Annotated in this window: 15 protein-coding genes and 1 pseudogene; 11 read left to right on the forward strand and 5 right to left on the reverse strand. The window is 49.9% G+C overall.

The annotated features are described in order from the left end of the window. Nucleotides 1–38 precede the first annotated feature (38 nt). The 8 genes and pseudogenes from rpsL (at nucleotide 39) to IPK30_07575 (ending at nucleotide 8,240) form a co-directional block, all read left to right on the forward strand. Entirely contained in the window at nucleotides 39–410 is a 372-nt protein-coding gene (gene rpsL / locus IPK30_07540) for a 30S ribosomal protein S12 (protein MBK8103124.1), read from the forward strand. 80 nt (nucleotides 411–490) lie between these two features. Continuing rightward, nucleotides 491–961 carry a 30S ribosomal protein S7 gene (rpsG, locus tag IPK30_07545; protein ID MBK8103125.1) on the forward strand — a complete coding sequence of 157 codons (471 nt, stop codon included), beginning with the start codon at nucleotides 491–493 and terminating at the stop codon, nucleotides 959–961. A gap of 50 nt (nucleotides 962–1,011) precedes the next feature. After that, nucleotides 1,012–3,120, forward strand: a complete 2,109-nt coding sequence (fusA, locus tag IPK30_07550) for an elongation factor G (protein MBK8103126.1) — start codon at nucleotides 1,012–1,014, stop codon at nucleotides 3,118–3,120. A gap of 42 nt (nucleotides 3,121–3,162) precedes the next feature. Further along, a pseudogene (gene tuf, locus IPK30_07555) lies at nucleotides 3,163–4,354 on the forward strand (elongation factor Tu). Nucleotides 4,355–4,435: 81 nt separating this feature from the next. Next, a complete protein-coding gene (locus IPK30_07560; protein ID MBK8103127.1) occupies nucleotides 4,436–5,359 on the forward strand; it encodes a lysophospholipid acyltransferase family protein in 924 nt (307 codons plus the stop codon). A gap of 155 nt (nucleotides 5,360–5,514) precedes the next feature. Then, entirely contained in the window at nucleotides 5,515–6,432 is a 918-nt protein-coding gene (locus IPK30_07565) for a UDP-3-O-acyl-N-acetylglucosamine deacetylase (GenBank protein MBK8103128.1), read from the forward strand. 66 nt (nucleotides 6,433–6,498) lie between these two features. Beyond that, nucleotides 6,499–7,116 carry a UbiX family flavin prenyltransferase gene (locus IPK30_07570; GenBank protein MBK8103129.1) on the forward strand — a complete coding sequence of 206 codons (618 nt, stop codon included), beginning with the start codon at nucleotides 6,499–6,501 and terminating at the stop codon, nucleotides 7,114–7,116. A gap of 116 nt (nucleotides 7,117–7,232) precedes the next feature. Then, entirely contained in the window at nucleotides 7,233–8,240 is a 1,008-nt protein-coding gene (locus IPK30_07575; GenBank protein MBK8103130.1) for a hypothetical protein, read from the forward strand. On the opposite strand, the gene IPK30_07580 is transcribed toward IPK30_07575, so the two are convergent. Together IPK30_07580 and IPK30_07585 are read right to left on the reverse strand one after the other, a co-directional pair. Beyond that, entirely contained in the window at nucleotides 8,191–11,337 is a 3,147-nt protein-coding gene (locus IPK30_07580) for an efflux RND transporter permease subunit (GenBank protein MBK8103131.1), read from the reverse strand. The two genes, IPK30_07575 and IPK30_07580, sit on opposite strands and share 50 nt — an antisense overlap. After that, complete coding sequence (locus IPK30_07585; GenBank protein MBK8103132.1) at nucleotides 11,337–12,425, reverse strand: efflux RND transporter periplasmic adaptor subunit; 1,089 nt, start codon at nucleotides 12,423–12,425, stop codon at nucleotides 11,337–11,339. The genes IPK30_07580 and IPK30_07585 overlap by 1 nt, the downstream gene beginning before the upstream one ends. Before the next feature lie 191 nt (nucleotides 12,426–12,616). On the opposite strand from IPK30_07585, the gene IPK30_07590 reads away from it, so the two are divergent. Next, nucleotides 12,617–12,802 carry a hypothetical protein gene (locus IPK30_07590; protein MBK8103133.1) on the forward strand — a complete coding sequence of 62 codons (186 nt, stop codon included), beginning with the start codon at nucleotides 12,617–12,619 and terminating at the stop codon, nucleotides 12,800–12,802. A 26-nt stretch (nucleotides 12,803–12,828) separates the two neighbouring features. Here the strand turns inward: IPK30_07590 and IPK30_07595 are convergent, their stop codons facing one another. The 3 genes from IPK30_07595 to IPK30_07605 form a co-directional block, all read right to left on the reverse strand. Next, nucleotides 12,829–13,521, reverse strand: a complete 693-nt coding sequence (locus IPK30_07595) for a cyclic nucleotide-binding domain-containing protein (GenBank protein MBK8103134.1) — start codon at nucleotides 13,519–13,521, stop codon at nucleotides 12,829–12,831. A 105-nt stretch (nucleotides 13,522–13,626) separates the two neighbouring features. Further along, nucleotides 13,627–14,490 carry an enoyl-CoA hydratase/isomerase family protein gene (locus IPK30_07600; GenBank protein ID MBK8103135.1) on the reverse strand — a complete coding sequence of 288 codons (864 nt, stop codon included), beginning with the start codon at nucleotides 14,488–14,490 and terminating at the stop codon, nucleotides 13,627–13,629. Beyond that, nucleotides 14,388–14,699: an enoyl-CoA hydratase/isomerase family protein gene (locus tag IPK30_07605; protein ID MBK8103136.1), complete on the reverse strand. Its 312-nt coding sequence runs from the start codon at nucleotides 14,697–14,699 to the stop codon at nucleotides 14,388–14,390. Before IPK30_07605 ends, IPK30_07600 begins: the two co-directional genes overlap by 103 nt. A gap of 65 nt (nucleotides 14,700–14,764) precedes the next feature. Here IPK30_07605 and IPK30_07610 point away from each other — a divergent pair, with 65 nt between their 5' ends. Both IPK30_07610 and IPK30_07615 read left to right on the forward strand, forming a co-directional pair. Then, on the forward strand, nucleotides 14,765–15,964 hold the full coding sequence (locus IPK30_07610; protein ID MBK8103137.1) for a D-alanyl-D-alanine carboxypeptidase: 1,200 nt from the start codon (nucleotides 14,765–14,767) through the stop codon (nucleotides 15,962–15,964). Nucleotides 15,965–15,967: 3 nt separating this feature from the next. After that, the gene (locus IPK30_07615) at nucleotides 15,968–16,237 is read left to right on the forward strand and encodes a DUF493 domain-containing protein (protein ID MBK8103138.1); all 270 of its coding nucleotides are present in this window, start codon (nucleotides 15,968–15,970) and stop codon (nucleotides 16,235–16,237) included. Nucleotides 16,238–16,245: the final 8 nt, after the last annotated feature.

Raw genomic sequence — 16,245 nt, forward strand, 5'->3', positions numbered from 1 at the left:
TAACTAGATACTTTATAGATCGCATTGCGGAGTTTTACATGGCAACAATCAATCAGTTGGTGCGTCAGCCCAGACAGCGTAAAGCTGCCAAAAGTGACGTTCCAGCCTTGCAACAGTGCCCACAGCGTCGTGGCGTTTGCACGCGCGTTTACACCACCACGCCTAAAAAGCCTAACTCGGCTTTGCGGAAAGTGTGCCGTGTTCGCTTGACCAACGGCTTCGAAGTGTCGTCCTACATTGGTGGTGAAGGCCACAACTTGCAGGAGCACAGCGTGGTGCTGATTCGCGGCGGTCGTGTAAAAGACTTGCCGGGTGTGCGTTACCACACCGTGCGCGGCAGCTTGGATACTTCTGGCGTGAAAGATCGTAAGCAGCGCCGTTCGAAATACGGTGCGAAGCGTCCTAAGTAAGCTGAGCCTGTTTTTTAGTAACACCAGTAAGGCCGAGCGGTAACATCGTCTCGGATACCCTGAAACCAGAGGAAATTGTTATGCCAAGAAGAAGAGTGGCGGCCAAACGCGAAGTGCTGCCAGATCCAAAATTCGGAAGCACTTTGCTTGCCAAGTTCGTTAACCACGTTATGGAAAGCGGCAAAAAATCCGTCGCTGAAAGAATCGTTTACGGCGCATTGGATATCGTCAAAGAAAAGCTCGGCAAAGAGCCGGTTGAAATCTTTGAACAGGCGATGGAAAACATCGCACCGATGGTCGAAGTAAAAGCCCGCCGCGTCGGTGGTGCTACTTATCAAGTGCCTGTTGAAGTTCGCCCTTCTCGCCGCAACGCTTTAGCAATGCGTTGGATGGTGGAGTATTCACGTAAGCGCGGCGAAAAATCTATGCGTCAACGTTTGGCTGGCGAGATGATGGATGCTGCGCAAGGCAAAGGTGCCGCGGTGAAGAAGCGTGAAGATGTTCATCGTATGGCCGAAGCGAACAAAGCGTTCTCGCACTACCGCTTTTAATTTCCTAGAGGCTGTTTTAACAGCCTCTTATTTATTTCGAGGATACACACGTGGCACGCACCACTCCTATCAATCTTTATCGCAATATCGGTATTTGCGCGCATGTTGATGCGGGTAAAACCACGACCACTGAGCGCGTTTTGTTTTACACCGGTTTGTCACACAAGATTGGTGAAGTGCATGACGGTGCCGCAACTACAGACTGGATGGTGCAAGAGCAAGAGCGTGGCATCACCATTACATCTGCTGCGGTCACTGCATTTTGGTCTGGTACCAAAAAGCAATATCAAAATCACCGTGTTAATGTTATCGATACCCCAGGGCACGTTGACTTCACTATTGAAGTAGAGCGTTCGCTGCGTGTGCTTGATGGTGCGGTGGTGGTTTTCTGTGGCACTTCTGGTGTTGAGCCGCAATCAGAAACTGTTTGGCGTCAAGCTAATAAATACGGCGTGCCGCGCATTGTTTATGTGAACAAAATGGATCGTCAAGGTGCGAATTTCTTGCGCGTTGTTGAGCAGATTAAAAAACGCCTTGGTCACACGCCTGTGCCTTTACAGTTGGCTATCGGCGCGGAAGAAAATTTCCAAGGTCAAATCGACTTGATGTCGATGAAAGCTATTTATTGGAATGATGACGATAAAGGCACTGTACCGCGCGAAGAAGAAATTCCAGCGGATTTGCGCGCGCAAGCGGAAGAATATCGCAACTTCATGGTGGAAGCCGCGGCGGAAGCCAACGAAGAATTGATGAACAAGTACCTCGAAGAAGGTGACTTGAGTGTTGAAGATATCAAGTTAGGTTTGCGCTTGCGTACTATCGCTTGCGAAATAATACCGGCAGTATGCGGTTCTTCGTTCAAGAACAAGGGCGTGCCTTTGGTGTTGGACGCTGTTATCGATTATTTGCCAGCACCGACAGATATTCCTGCCATCAAAGGCTCACATCCAGATGACGAAGAGAAGCTGGACGAGCGCGCTGCGTCGGATGAAGCGCCGTTTGCGGCATTGGCGTTCAAAATTGCAACGGATCCTTTTGTTGGTACGCTGACTTTTGCGCGTGTTTATTCCGGTGTTTTGACATCTGGCGACAGCGTGATCAACTCGGTAAAAGGCAAAAAAGAACGCGTGGGTCGGATGGTGCAAATGCATGCCAACCAGCGCGAAGAAATTAAAGAAGTGCGCGCTGGCGACATCGCTGCCTTGATCGGTATGAAAGATGTAACCACTGGCGATACACTGTGCAGCGAAGATCAGCCTATTGTGCTGGAACGCATGGATTTTCCTGAGCCTGTAATTTCTGTGGCGGTAGAGCCAAAGGCAAAACCCGACCAAGAAAAAATGGGTATGGCTTTGTCAAAATTGGCACAAGAAGATCCATCTTTCCGTGTGCGCACCGACGAAGAAACAGGCCAAACTATCATCGCGGGCATGGGCGAATTGCACCTCGATATCATCGTCGATCGTATGCGCCGCGAGTTTAAAGTTGAGTGTAGCGTTGGTAAGCCGCAGGTGGCTTATCGCGAACGCATCAGCAAGAAAGTAGAGATTGAAGGTAAATTTGTGCGCCAGTCCGGTGGTCGCGGTCAATACGGTCACTGCTGGATTCGTTTTGAGCCTGCTGAAGATCAAAACGCAGAGCAGCTGGAATTTGTCAATGAAGTCGTTGGCGGTGTTGTTCCGAAGGAATACATTCCAGCAATTCAGAAAGGTATTGCTGAGCAGATGAAAAACGGTATTTTGGCCGGCTATCCTCTGTTGGGTTTAAAAGCGACAGTGTTTGACGGTTCTTATCACGATGTCGACTCTAACGAGATGGCGTTTAAAGTTGCTGCATCAATGGCGACCAAAGAACTGTCATTCAAGGGCGGTGCCGCGTTGCTAGAACCGATTATGAAAGTCGAAGTGGTAACGCCAGAAGATTACATGGGTGATGTGGTTGGCGACTTGAATCGTCGCCGCGGTATGATTCTTGGCATGGATGAAAATCCATCAGGCAAGGTAATCAATGCTGAAGTACCATTGGCAGAAATGTTTGGCTACGCAACAGATGTGCGTTCTATGTCACAAGGTCGCGCTAGCTACTCGATGGAATTCTTGAAATATTCTGAAGCGCCGAACAATATTGCTCAGGGTATTATTGAGAAAAACAAACGCTAATTTTTTTCAGCACATTTTCAAAATTACTAGAGGTATTTCATCATGGCAAAGGCAGCATTTGAGCGTAAGAAACCGCACGTAAACGTTGGCACGATTGGCCACGTTGACCACGGCAAAACCACGTTGACCGCAGCGTTGACAATTGTGTGCGGAAGTTTGGGGTGGCGAGAGAAAAGCGTATGACCAGATCGATGCGGCGCCTGAAGAAAAAGCACGCGGCATCACCATCAACACAGCGCACGTGGAATACGAGTCTGCTGAGCGTCACTACGCGCATGTGGACTGCCCAGGACACGCTGACTATGTAAAAAACATGATCACCGGTGCTGCCCAGATGGACGGCGCGATTCTGGTGTGTTCTGCTGCTGACGGCCCAATGCCACAAACCCGCGAGCACATCTTGTTGTCGCGTCAGGTAGGCGTGCCTTACATCGTGGTGTTCCTGAACAAAGCGGACATGGTTGACGATGCTGAGCTGCTGGAATTGGTAGAAATGGAAGTGCGTGAACTGTTGAGTCAGTACAACTTCCCGGGCGACGACACCCCAATCATCATCGGCTCTGCATTGATGGCGGTAGAAGGTAAAGACGACAACGGCTACGGCACTTCTGCGGTGAAGAAACTGGTAGAGACATTGGATACCTATATCCCAATGCCAGAGCGCGCTATCGACAAGCCATTCTTGATGCCGATTGAAGATGTGTTTTCTATCGCGGGTCGCGGTACGGTTGTTACCGGTCGTGTAGAGCGTGGTATCGTCAAGACGGGCGACGAAGTTGAGATCGTGGGTCTGCGTGCCACCACCAAAACCACCGTTACCGGTGTTGAGATGTTCCGTAAACTGCTCGATGAAGGTCGCGCGGGTGAAAACGTTGGTGCGTTGTTGCGTGGTACCAAGCGTGAAGATGTTGAGCGTGGTCAAGTATTGGCCAAGCCTGGCAGCATCAAGCCGCACACCAAATTTGAATCTGAAATTTATGTGCTGTCAAAAGATGAAGGTGGTCGTCACACGCCATTTTTCAAAGGCTATCGCCCACAGTTCTACTTCCGTACTACCGATGTAACGGGTGAAATCCAGTTGGCTGACGGTGTAGAAATGGTTATGCCTGGCGATAACATTTCCATGACGGTGACGCTGATCCATCCGATCGCCATGGAAGAAGGTTTGCGCTTCGCGATTCGTGAGGGCGGTCGTACCGTCGGCGCGGGTGTTGTTGCAAAAATCATTGAGTGATTTTCTACTGATGATAAAAAACCCTGTCAGAAGTGGCAGGGTTTTTTTTTGAGAAAAAACACAAGAATTAGGATTGGGTAAATGAAAATAGAAAGTACAGTTGCCGATCTGATTCCAGCTGCTGAGCATATCAAGGCGCGCGCGATAATATGGTTCTATCAACTATTGTCACTACTGTCTTTACGCTCTATTCAGCGCATAGGCACTGTACTGGGGAGGTTGTTGTGGGTTAGTCGTTCCCGCATGACAAAAACAACTGTGACAAATTTACGATTGTGTTTTCCTGAGCTTTCCGCAACAGAGATTGATTCGTTAGCGCAAAAAAGTTTAATCGAAACAGGTAAGACGATTGTTGAAACTGGCGCGTGTTGGAACTGGAGCTTAGAGAAATGTCGTTCGGTGATCCTCAGTATCGAAGGAGAAACTTTATTTGCGGAGCGCTGTAAAAGTGAGCGTGGGTTAATTTTATTGATGCCGCATTTAAGTACTTGGGAAATGCTGCACCCCATTTTGACTGCACACACACATTTCACGGCCATGTACAAACCGCCAAAAATTCGCCCATTGGATAGCTGGATGCAGGCGGTGCGCAACCGCGCCAGCGCCACCATGGTGCCGGCGAATCGCAAAGGCGTGAGCGAGTTAATGAAAACACTGAAGGCGGGCGGCTGTATTGTGGTCTTGCCCGATCAAGAACCTGAGCGTGAAAGCGGCACTTTTGCGCCATTTTTTGGCGTTGAAACACTCACCATGACCTTGGTGCATGGCTTAGCAATAAAAACTGGCGCACAGTTGCTCGAGGTGAACGCCAAGCGCCTTCCCAACGGTGAAGGTTTTGATGTGGTGTTTCGCGATGCCAATGCAGTTAACACAGAAGATGCTCGCGCCTCGCTAACAGCCATGAATGCTGTGATAGAAGAGGCTGTGCGTGAGATACCCGAGCAGTACCAGTGGGAGTACAAGCGTTTCAAGCGCCGCCCAGAAGGAAAGGCCCATTTCTACTGATTATTGAAATAAAAAAATGAGAATAAGTTAACAAATACAAATAGATAGCCAATATTACTGTTCTGCTTGGGGTTTGCCCCTCGCCAGCCCTCTGGTAACATGCGGCAGCATTTTTAACCCTTGAAATCCAGCAGTTTGCAGTGGTACCCGTTTCAATGATTCGTCAACGCACTCTCAAGAATACCATTCGAGCTACCGGCGTCGGTTTACACACTGGCGACAAAATTTATCTGACGCTCAAGCCAGCGCCAATTGATACCGGTATTGTGTTTCGTCGTGTGGATTTGAATCCTCCCGTTGAAATTGCCGCGCGTGCAGAAAATGTCGGTGATACCACGCTGTCTACTACTTTGATGAAAGGTGATGTGCGGGTATCAACAGTCGAGCATTTGTTGTCAGCCATGGCGGGCTTGGGTATCGACAATGCCTATGTGGAGTTGAGCGCACCTGAGGTGCCTATCATGGATGGCAGCGCAGGCCCTTTTGTTTTTTTGCTGCAGTCTGCGGGCATTGATGAGCAGGATGCACCGAAGCGCTTTATTCGCATTAAGAAAAAAGTGGAAGTCAGTGCGGGAGATAAACAGGCAAGTTTTGAACCATTTGAAGGTTTCAAAGTTTCTTTTTCCATTGAATTTAACCACCCTGCTTTTGATGGCCGCGATTTAACGGCTGAAATTGATTTTTCTAGTACGTCTTTTGTAAAAGATGTCAGTCGTGCGCGCACCTTCGGTTTTATGCATGAAATTGAATACTTGCGCGGACAAGGTTTGGCGCAAGGCGGTAGTGTGGATAACGCTATCGTCATTGATGAGAGCGGCGTGTTGAACGAAGACGGATTGCGCTACGACGATGAATTTGTGAAGCACAAAGTGCTCGATGCCATCGGCGATTTGTATTTATTGGGCAACAGTTTGATTGGTGAGTTCAAAGCGCACAAATCGGGCCACGCACTGAACAATCAGCTGCTGCGAAAACTGATCGAGCAGCGCGATGCGTGGGAAGTGGTGACCTTTGAAGACGATGATGCATCGGCGCCTATTTCGTATATCAAGCCTGTTCTTGCTGGTTCGTAATACACCGCGTATTCTGAAAAAAAGCGGTAAGCACTTAACAGTGATTTTCTTCGCGGAAGCTGCACCATGGTAGATACGCTGACACCGATTACATTGGCTATGACAGGTGCATCGGGTGCTGCTTACGGCTTGCGTTTGCTCGAATGTTTATTGAAAGCGCAACGCCGTGTTTATTTCATGATTTCTGATGCAGCACGCACAGTTGTTAAAATGGAAATGGGTTTGGAATTGCCGGCCGAAATATCGACGCTGGAAAATTTTTTACTGAATCGCTTTTCAGCGCAACCCAACCAGCTCAAAGTATTTGGCAATATGGATTGGTTGGCACCACCGGCATCGGGTACGGGTGGCAAAATACCGATGATTATTTGCCCTGCGTCTGGTGGAGTAATTTCAGCAATCGCCACCGGTGCCAGTACTAATTTGGTGCAGCGCGCGGCGGATGTCGCAATTAAAGAAAAACGCCCCTTAATTATCGTGCCACGAGAAATGCCCGCTTCGGCTATCCATTTGGAAAACCAGCTCAAGTTGGCGCATTTGGGCGCGACGATCATGCCAGCTAGCCCAGGTTTTTATCAGAATCCCCGCTCGTTGGACGACATCATCGATTTTGTTGTGGCGCGCATACTTGATCAATTGGATATTGCACATGATTTGTTGCCGCGTTGGGGAGGGGCTTCTTAATGCCCCGTCTTGTTAGCCAGCGGGAATATTCTTATTGGCAAACTATATTTTTGCGCCATTGGGCGCTATTTTTTTTTCTGCTTATTGCAGCTATCACGACGCTTATCTCAAAAGACATGCGGCAGAGTGTCAATATTCAGTTGCCGCTGTTGGGTGGGTTGTTTCTGTATGTCTTGTCGGTCGACACGATTAATACCTCGAAAAAAATAGGCGTCGTCGTGTTGGTGTTTGTGCTGATCATGTTTGCACAGGTGGCGGCATCTTGGCGCGCTTTGTTATTGGTGGTGGATGGAGAGCCATTAAAAGCTGTTAAGGCTATGGATAGTTTTTTGTTAATCGTCCCCAACGATATTTTGGTGTTGTCAGTGGTAATGCCGTTGCTGCTGGGCATGGCATGGATGGGTGCGCGTTGGTTGCGCGTGTTGTTTGTATGTTGTTTTCTTGCGGCATTAATCGTTAGTGAAAAGTTGCAGAGCCGGCAAGCTGTTGTATTGCTATTGGCAGGGCAATTACTGGTTGTCGCGATGTTAGGTCGGCGTTGGTTTGTGCCTGCTGCGTTGTTATTGTTGATAGTCGGTATTGTGCTGGACGGTTTGTCTGGCTGGTGGTTGGCTAAAAAAATATTTTTATTTTCTCGGTCGTATGTGTGGCATGCCGCTTGGGTTATGTTTCTTGATCGGCCGTGGGTAGGGCAAGGCCCTGGGCTGTTTGGCGATGTTTATTTTGCATTTCTTGCTAAGGCGGGGTATGTATTAGATGCAATGCCGGATAGAAGACCTATGCTCTGGGCGCACAATTTGTATTTGGAACAGTTGGCGGAGCGTGGTGTCGGCGGATTGCTGAGTTTGCTGAGTTTGCTGTGTGCATCCTTGTTTTACGCATGGCGTGCGTGGAGTCAATCACACCACACATCGGCATTGCGCGGTTTGTCCGCGGGTATTTTTTCTGCAGTAGCCATGTTGGCTGTGTCAGGTATTGCTGAAGCCAGTTTGTCGCGTGTATGGGTTGCGGTATCGCTGATGTTGCTAGCTGCATTTGCTATTACGGCAGACAACATCAGCAATCAAAACGCTGCTACGGCGATTTCCGCTCCTGCCACCACTGCTTCAAACGCTCAGGAATAATCATCAACATTGGCGTGATGACGAGCGTCAAAACGGTGGCGAAAGTGAGACCGTACACCAAGGATGCTGCCAATGGCTTCCAATAATTAGCAACCATGCCGCGTGTGGTGATGTCGCGGCTGACCAAGTCGATACTGATGCCCAAAGCCAACGGCACCAACCCCAAACCCGCAGTGATGACGGTAAGACAAACAGGACGCAGACGCTGCGCACCGGTGCGCACAGCGAGTTCGATCAAAGAGAGTTCTGGCTGACTGCGGCGCAAATGGTTGTAAGTGTCGAGCAGAATAATGTTGTTGTGCACGATAACGCCCGCTAAAGCCACGATGCCAACGCCGCCGAGAATAATGCTGAATGGTTGCCGAAAGATCATATGCCCTAGCAGCACACCGGCCGTAGACATCACAACCGACGACAGCACCAAGAAAGTTTGATAGAAACTGTTGAACTGCGCCACCATCATGGCCAGCATCAGCAGCATGGCCAGTAAAAAAGCGATGCCAAGAAATTGAACGGATTTTTCTTCGTTTTCTTTTGCACCGCGGAAGCGCCAAGTTACTTGTGGATTAAGCTTGGCATCGGTTTCTAACCAGTGGCGAATTTCAGAAATTTTATCGTTAGGTAAAACGCCGAGTGCTGCATTGGCATACACGGATACCACACCGGAACCATTAAGCCTTTGCAGTTTGTTGACACGCGGTTTGGCGACGCGATCTACAAAATTGCTAAGCGGCACAGCGCCTTGCTGTGTAGTCACTGTCAGTGCATCCAATGCTTCAATATTGCGTTCTTTAACAGGGTAGCGCACACGAATATCCACCTCGTTTTCTGCGTCATCTGGGCGATACTTTCCAACTAACACGCCGTTAGTAATTAGCTGTACAGATAATCCGGCCAAGCCGACACTGGCGCCGTAGAGTGCAGCTTGTTGGCGATCCACCTGAATTTCCCATTCGATGCCGGGTAGCGGCATGGTGTCGTCAATATCAACTAAATCTTTGATGTTTTTCTCTAGATGCTCGCGTATGCGTGCTGCTTCTACCTGCAAAATTTCTTGATTATCTGATCGCATTTCGATTTGGATGTCTTTAGCGACAGGTGGTCCGCCTTTGAGCTTGTCAGCGAAAATACGAATGCCAGAAAGATGTGCTGTTTTTTCGCGCACCTCCCAGAAAATTTCATCGGCAGAACGCTTGCGCGTATGTGTGGATTCTAGCGTCACTAGCATATGACCAATTTCATCTTCCGATGCATTGCGTCGACCTTGTGCAGTGCCCGGTGGGTATGCGCTGGTATAAACTGAAACAACGCCGCCAATATTTCTGACGATATTTTCAACTTCCGTCACTAATGCGGCTGATTCTTGTGCGGATAAATTGCCACGTGCACTAACATTCACTTCACCGTGCTCAGTTTCTGATTCGGTGAAGTAAACGGTTCCTACGCTCAAATGTTCGTAGGCCACAAAGATTGCAAACAAGCTAAACAAGGAAAACACAATAGAAAGGATTGGGCGGCGCAATACTTGCTCAATTAATCTGGCATACAGGCCAGTGACTCCGCCGAGTTTGCGCGGGTCATCGTGTTCTAGTGTGCGCAGTTCTTGAATGCTTTTTTCGTCAAGCTCAGCTTTGCCAAACAGTGCGCCTAGAACGGGTAGAAAGACCAACGCGAAAGTAATAGACCACGCCAATACGGCAAATACGGTGACGGGCAAAATACGCATAAAGGCCCCGTCGATACCGGGCCAAAACATCAGTGGCAAAAAAGCGCACAGTGTCGTCAACATCGAGGCTGTAGCGGGCGCGAACATGCGTACTGAAGCGGCGATATAAGCCTCGCGTGGTGATAGACCGTCAGCCATTTTGCAGTCGGCGTATTCCGCGATCACGATGGCGCCATCGACAATCATGCCGATGGCAAGCAATAGTCCAAACAGCACCATGAAGTTAAATGAATAACCAAGAAAATAAATAACGGCGATGCCGCCTAACGAAGCAACGGGTACACCCAAGCTCACCAGCAGGGCGGAGCGTGTGCCGAGAGCCGCTACCACGACGACTAACACCAACACTAATGCCGCAAGAATATTGCCCTGCAGTTCAGACACCATTTGCAGTGAGAACGGCGTTTGATCGAATGTGGTAACTAACTCAATGCCGGCGGGTAAATGTTTTTGTTCGGCAGCAATTAGTGCGCGTACTGCATTGGCGACTTCTATCATGTTGGCGCCAGCGCGTTTGTTAACCTCAATCGAAATGGCTGGTTTGCCATCTACGCGTGTGATGGTGGAGGCATCTTTAAAAGTGCGGCGTACATCAGCCACATCACCCAATTTGATTACGCCATCGGATGTGGCGCGTAGCGGCAGGTTATAAAGATCTTGATAGTTTTCAATTAGGCCCGGTAGTTTTACAGAAAAGCGCCCGAGTCCGGTGTCCACTTCGCCGGCAGGCACTAATAGGTTGTTGGCGTTGACTGCATTAATTAACTCTGAGCCACTGATGCCGTAAGTTTCTAATTTGTTGCGATCGATTACGGCCTCTAATACTTCTTCCCGGTGGCCAACTAATTTTGCCTCCAATACATTGGGAATAGTTTGAATTTTTCTTTTTAGTGATTGCGCATTGTTGTAGAGCACACGCTCTTGTGCATTTTTTCCAACCAAGCTCAAGACGATGGCGGGAAACTCATCGGAGGTGATTTCTTTGATGATGGGTTCCTTTGCATCATCAGGAAATTCACCGCGCGCACGATCAACCGCGGCACGCACATCAGCTATGGCTGCGTCTGTGTTGATGTCGTTATTAAATTCAATCACTACATTGACCATGTTTTCCATGGCGCGCGCGGTGATTTCTTTTACACCGTCTATGCTGCGCAATTCCACTTCCATAGGTTTTATTAATAGGCGTACGCCGTCTTGCGGTGAGACACCTTCTAATACCACGGTAGTTGAAACATACGGCGTGGCAATATTGGGGGTGACTTCAACCGGTAAATGACGGTAGGAATAAATTCCCACAATCATCAGCAGTACGAGCAAGCTGAGAGTTGTTCGGCTTCTATCAATAATGAAATTAAGAAAAGTATTCATTATTTCGCCTTGGTTTCGCTATCTGGTGTTGTTTCTACTTTGTCGCCATCGGCAACCATTTCTTGGCCGACCGTAATAAGTTCAATTTCGTTTGGCAAGCCGGTAATCCAAATGCCGTCTTTGCTTTCACGCACAACGCTGACATGGTGAAATTCAACACGCTGTTCAGTGTTGATAATTCGCACGCCAACTTTTCCTGCGTCATCTAACGCAAGAACAGCAGGCGTGATGCGGTGTGCCATCACTTCTTGTTGCGGAATAGTAATTTGCGCTGTGATGCCATCACGCAAATGCGTACCGGCTTCTAAAGTGGCTTCCACGCGATAGGTGCGTGTTTGTGGGTCTGCGGTGCGACCAATGAAGTTGATTTTTCCGTTGACGGTATCGCCACCGGTTGTATGTACTACGACAGGTTGATTCAGGGTCAGTGTTGCGACTTCGCGCTCGGATGCCTGTCCAGTTGCCAGCAGTGATGTTTCATCAAACAGGCGCGCACAAATAGAGCCACGCTCTAGTAACGCGCCGATTTCTGCGGGGCGATCTTCCACAAAGCCATCAAAAGGTGCGCGCATTTGGACATATTCCACATCCAGCTCTGCTGTGCGCAGTGCAGCGTGTGCGCTTTCCATTGCGGATTTGCTAGCGGCGAGTGATGTGGCAGAGAGTAGGCCGTCTTTTTGCAAACGCTGCGCGCCCTCGTAGTCGATATTGGCTTTTGCTTGCGCAGCGCGTGCTTGTGTTAGGCGCTCATTGCGACCATCGTTTGCCAATTCACACAAGATATCGCCTTTTTTGACACGCTGTCCCTTCTCAACGGGAACAGCGATAACGCGGCCACCTGTTTCAGCTTTTATTTCAACGATGCGTTTAGCTTCGGTGCGACCACGCAACACAATTTCCACGCGTTGCTTTTCTGCAGTGAGATGAGATACGCGTACGCGCGCTACTTCGTGTTGCGGGTTGCTGTCTGTTTCGGAGACAGTTTCATTGGTTGTTTCGTGCGGGGTGCTTGTTTTGAAAACACCGGTGAACATCCATAGAGACACAAGCACAACGATCAAGCTGGCGATGAGGTAAGTTTTTTTCAAGAGTAGTGCTCCGTCTGTCTTGCGGTATGTTGCGCAGGTGGAATCGTGTAGTTATTCATGGTTATTATTGGCTGTTTGTTTTCGTGCCACTATCTGCAATTGCCGCACTGGTCTTGCGATATTGCGCTAGTGATGAAATGTAAAGTTATGGTGTGTGATGTGCATCACACTACAGGTCATAGGAGGCCGTTGTGGGTACTTTCTTTATCTGCGTATTGTTGACGATTATCGCCGTATTGCTGTGGCTCAATTACCAAACGCTGGATAGCTTTAATGAGGATCTCAAGCAGCTGCGCTTGCTGGTGGCGCACATTGAGCGGCGGGTGTCAGGCGAGCCGGTATTACCCATCGATGGCCCGACTGAGAGCAACCAGTAAGGGTTCTTTGGAACTGGCGGAGGAGGCTAGAGCTCTTTCGCCAAGGATGGGTTGAACTCTGTCTCTGTGTTGCCGAGTGAGAGGGCGCCAAACTCGCCGTTCCAATCCTTGAGCACTTCGGCCAGTGCAACGGCCTGCTCGTGCAAGGCGACTAACTCTTCTTTGCCGCCTTTGACCCCCATGTACATTTTGATAGCGCGACCTTTTGCCACCAATGCATGGTTAGGGTGCTGCATTTTGTAGACTTCTAATTTCCAGCGCACGCCATGCACCATGCTGCGGTAGAAAATCAGTTTTGTGTTGAGGCTGATGCCGCTGATCTCATCCAATTTCCCAAAAACGGAAAAGTCTGTGCCGAACAGTGAGATCTCTTTGCTGGCACGGTCGGCAGCCACGGTGGCATTGCGTTTGCCATCAGCCAAAATGGCTAAATCACCAAACAATTCTCCAGGCGTGATGTAGTTGATAGCCAGTGCGTTTTCGCTGGCATCATCGGCATAGACAGCCAGTTTTCCTTTCAGTACGAAATACATCCAAGTGTCGATGCTGCCTTTTTTCATCACGATTTCGCCCGGCTCCAACTCCACGATGCGCGAGTGGCGCAACAGGATGTCGTACTGCCAAGGTTCGGATTTGGAGACATCGCGATAGAACGGAATGCTGGCCAGCAGTTTGTCTACTTTGTCGCGCGGTAGGCTGTTGATGGGTTTGATTTGCATGATGGAAGTATCGTTACCGCTGCTGAAACTGTTGCGCGTTCCAGTGTACACCAGCGCCGCAGTTTTTGAATCGCGTCGAGCACATATCCCATGAAATTGGCTGGTTCAAGCCAGATCGTTGAGCGGGTGGCTCGCGATGGGCAACTGAAAATGCGCTTCAATGTAGGCGTTCGGCACATCTGCAATAGCAGAAAACTGCCAGCGCGGTTGTTTGTCTTTATCCACCAGATGCGCGCGTACGCCCTCGGGAAAGTCGGCGTGCCGGCTGCATTGCACGGACATACACCACTCCATCCGGAAGATATCCACCAGCGGGAGCTCGCGCCCGCGCTGCAGTTGCTGCTCTACTAGGCGAGCGGTGACTGGGCAGCCGTGGGCGAGATTGTGCAGCGCGGTGTGAAACCACGGCTCGGCAATATCGAGAGCGGGCAATGCGGCGACGGCTGCGGGTAGGTTGCCGCAGACAGTGCGGATGCGCTCGCTGTGCGGTGTCAGCACGGGTTCAATATGAGTGCTAGGCAGGGCACGCAGGGTGGCGGTGAGTTGGGTGTGGTTATTGGCAGCATCCTCTGACCAAGCGGCTGTGCTGAGCAGTGTCGGTAGTTGCTCTGCTGCAGAGTCGTCTAGGAGAAAGTTCGCCATGCTTAAGGCCATGGCATCGGCGGCATTCCACTCGCAGCCGGTGATACCCAAGAACAGCCCCAATCCGGCAGGTAACTGGTTGAGAAAATAGCTGGCACCGACATCGGGGTAGAGGCCGATATTGATTTCTGGCATGGCCATACGGGTGGATGCGGTGACTACGCGGTGCGAGCCGCCCATGAATAGCCCCAACCCGCCCCCCATCACGATGCCGTGTCCCCAAACTAAGACGGGCTTAGGGTAGCAGTGTAGGGCGTAGTCGAGACGGTATTCCTGTTCGAAAAAACGCTCGCAATAGTCGTCACCGTCCAGAATGCCTTGGCGCATCTGTCGCACATCGCCACCCGCACAAAAGCGCGCCCTTCGCCGCGCAACACCACGCAGGCAATGTCGCGCCGCTCTACCCACTGCTCCAGTTGCAGCAGTGCAGTGCGCGCCATGTCAAGCGTCAGCGCATTCAGGGTGCGAGGTAGGGCGAGTGTCAGCCAGCCAATTGCAAAGCCATTGGAGAGTTGTTGTTCGTGCGTTGTGATCATGCGTGATGGTGTGAGTAGGGGTGCGTGGCTACAATAGCACTTTGTTTGCTAACGACGGATGCACTATGAATTTTATTAAACACTCTCGGCAATTGCTCCAGTATTTTTCTCTCGCGGTTGTTTGTGCAGCAGCGCATACGGCAATGGCAGCAGAGCCTGTACCGGCGGCGCCGGAATTCAATGCAAAAGCGTGGTTGTTGATGGATGCAGCCAGTGGTCAAGTGTTGTTGGAGCGCAATGCTGATGAACGCATTCCGCCGGCGAGTCTCACCAAGTTGATGACGAGCTATGTTTTGTCTGCCGAGGTGGATTCTGGTCGTGTGCGCAATGAAGATATTGTGCCAGTGAGTCCGCGCGCATGGGCGCAAAGCCCGGAGTTTGATGCCAAGAAAAATGGTTCCTCGCTGATGTTTATCGAACCGAATAAACCCGTCACGCTATTGGAATTGCATCGCGGCATTATTATTTCATCGGGTAATGATGCCACGGTTGCCGTGGCGGAATATTTGGCTGGCACAGAAGCGGCGTTTGTTGATTTGATGAATCAATATGCAAAAAAATTGGGGCTGAGCAACACACACTATGTCAATACGCACGGTTTGGACGCACAAGACCATTACTCTTCTGCGCGTGATTTGGCAACGCTTTCCCGTCACATCGTCCAAACTAAAGATTACCCACTGCACAAAGAAAAAGAATTCACTTATAACGGCATTAAGCAACAAAATCGCAACGGTTTGTTATGGAAAGATGCGTCGGTTGATGGCTTGAAAACGGGTCACACCGATGGTTGTGGTTTTTGTTTGGTGGCTTCAGCAAAACGCGACGATACACGATTGATTTCTGTTGTCATCGGTGCGCCAAGTATCAAAGAGCGTGAGGGGGATTCCGCCGCGCTTCTCAACTATGGTTTCCGTTTTTTTCAATCGGTTAGTTTGTATGCAGCAGATGCCGTGCTCGGCACGCCACGCGTGTGGGAAGGCGTGAGCGATCAAGTGACGGCCGTTCCTGCCGTGGAAGTGGCGATGATTTTGCCGCGCAATGTGGCGGCGAATTTGACACATGAAGTCAAGCTGGATAGTCCGTTGATTGCTCCGCTGACCGCTGGGAAAAAAATTGGTCAGATCATCGTAAAAAATGGCGAAGAAGTTGTGAAAACTGTGGATGTTGTGGCAAAAGAGGAAGTGCAGCGTGCAGGCTTCTTTGGCGCATTGTGGGATCAGTTGGTGCGATTCTTTAGTGGTTTGTTTGGCAAGCCGGTGTGAGTCGTGACAACACAAGAGCCACCAAAAATTGAGTTTCCCTGCCGCTATCCCATCAAGGTGATGGGTGTGGCGGGCGATGAGTTTCGCGGCGCAACAGTGAGTATTTTTGAAAAACATGCTGGTGTAATTACGGAAACTGATATCAGTATTCGCACCAGCAATGGCGGTAATTACGAAGCATTGACCATCACCATTACGGCGCAAGGTGTAGAACAGCTGCAAGCTATTTTTGCGGATCTGAAAGAGCATCCTTTGGTGCGTATGGTGTTGTGAAGGGATGT

This window comes from Cellvibrionales bacterium, assembly GCA_016713115.1.
GTDB lineage: Bacteria > Pseudomonadota > Gammaproteobacteria > Pseudomonadales > UBA7239 > UBA7239.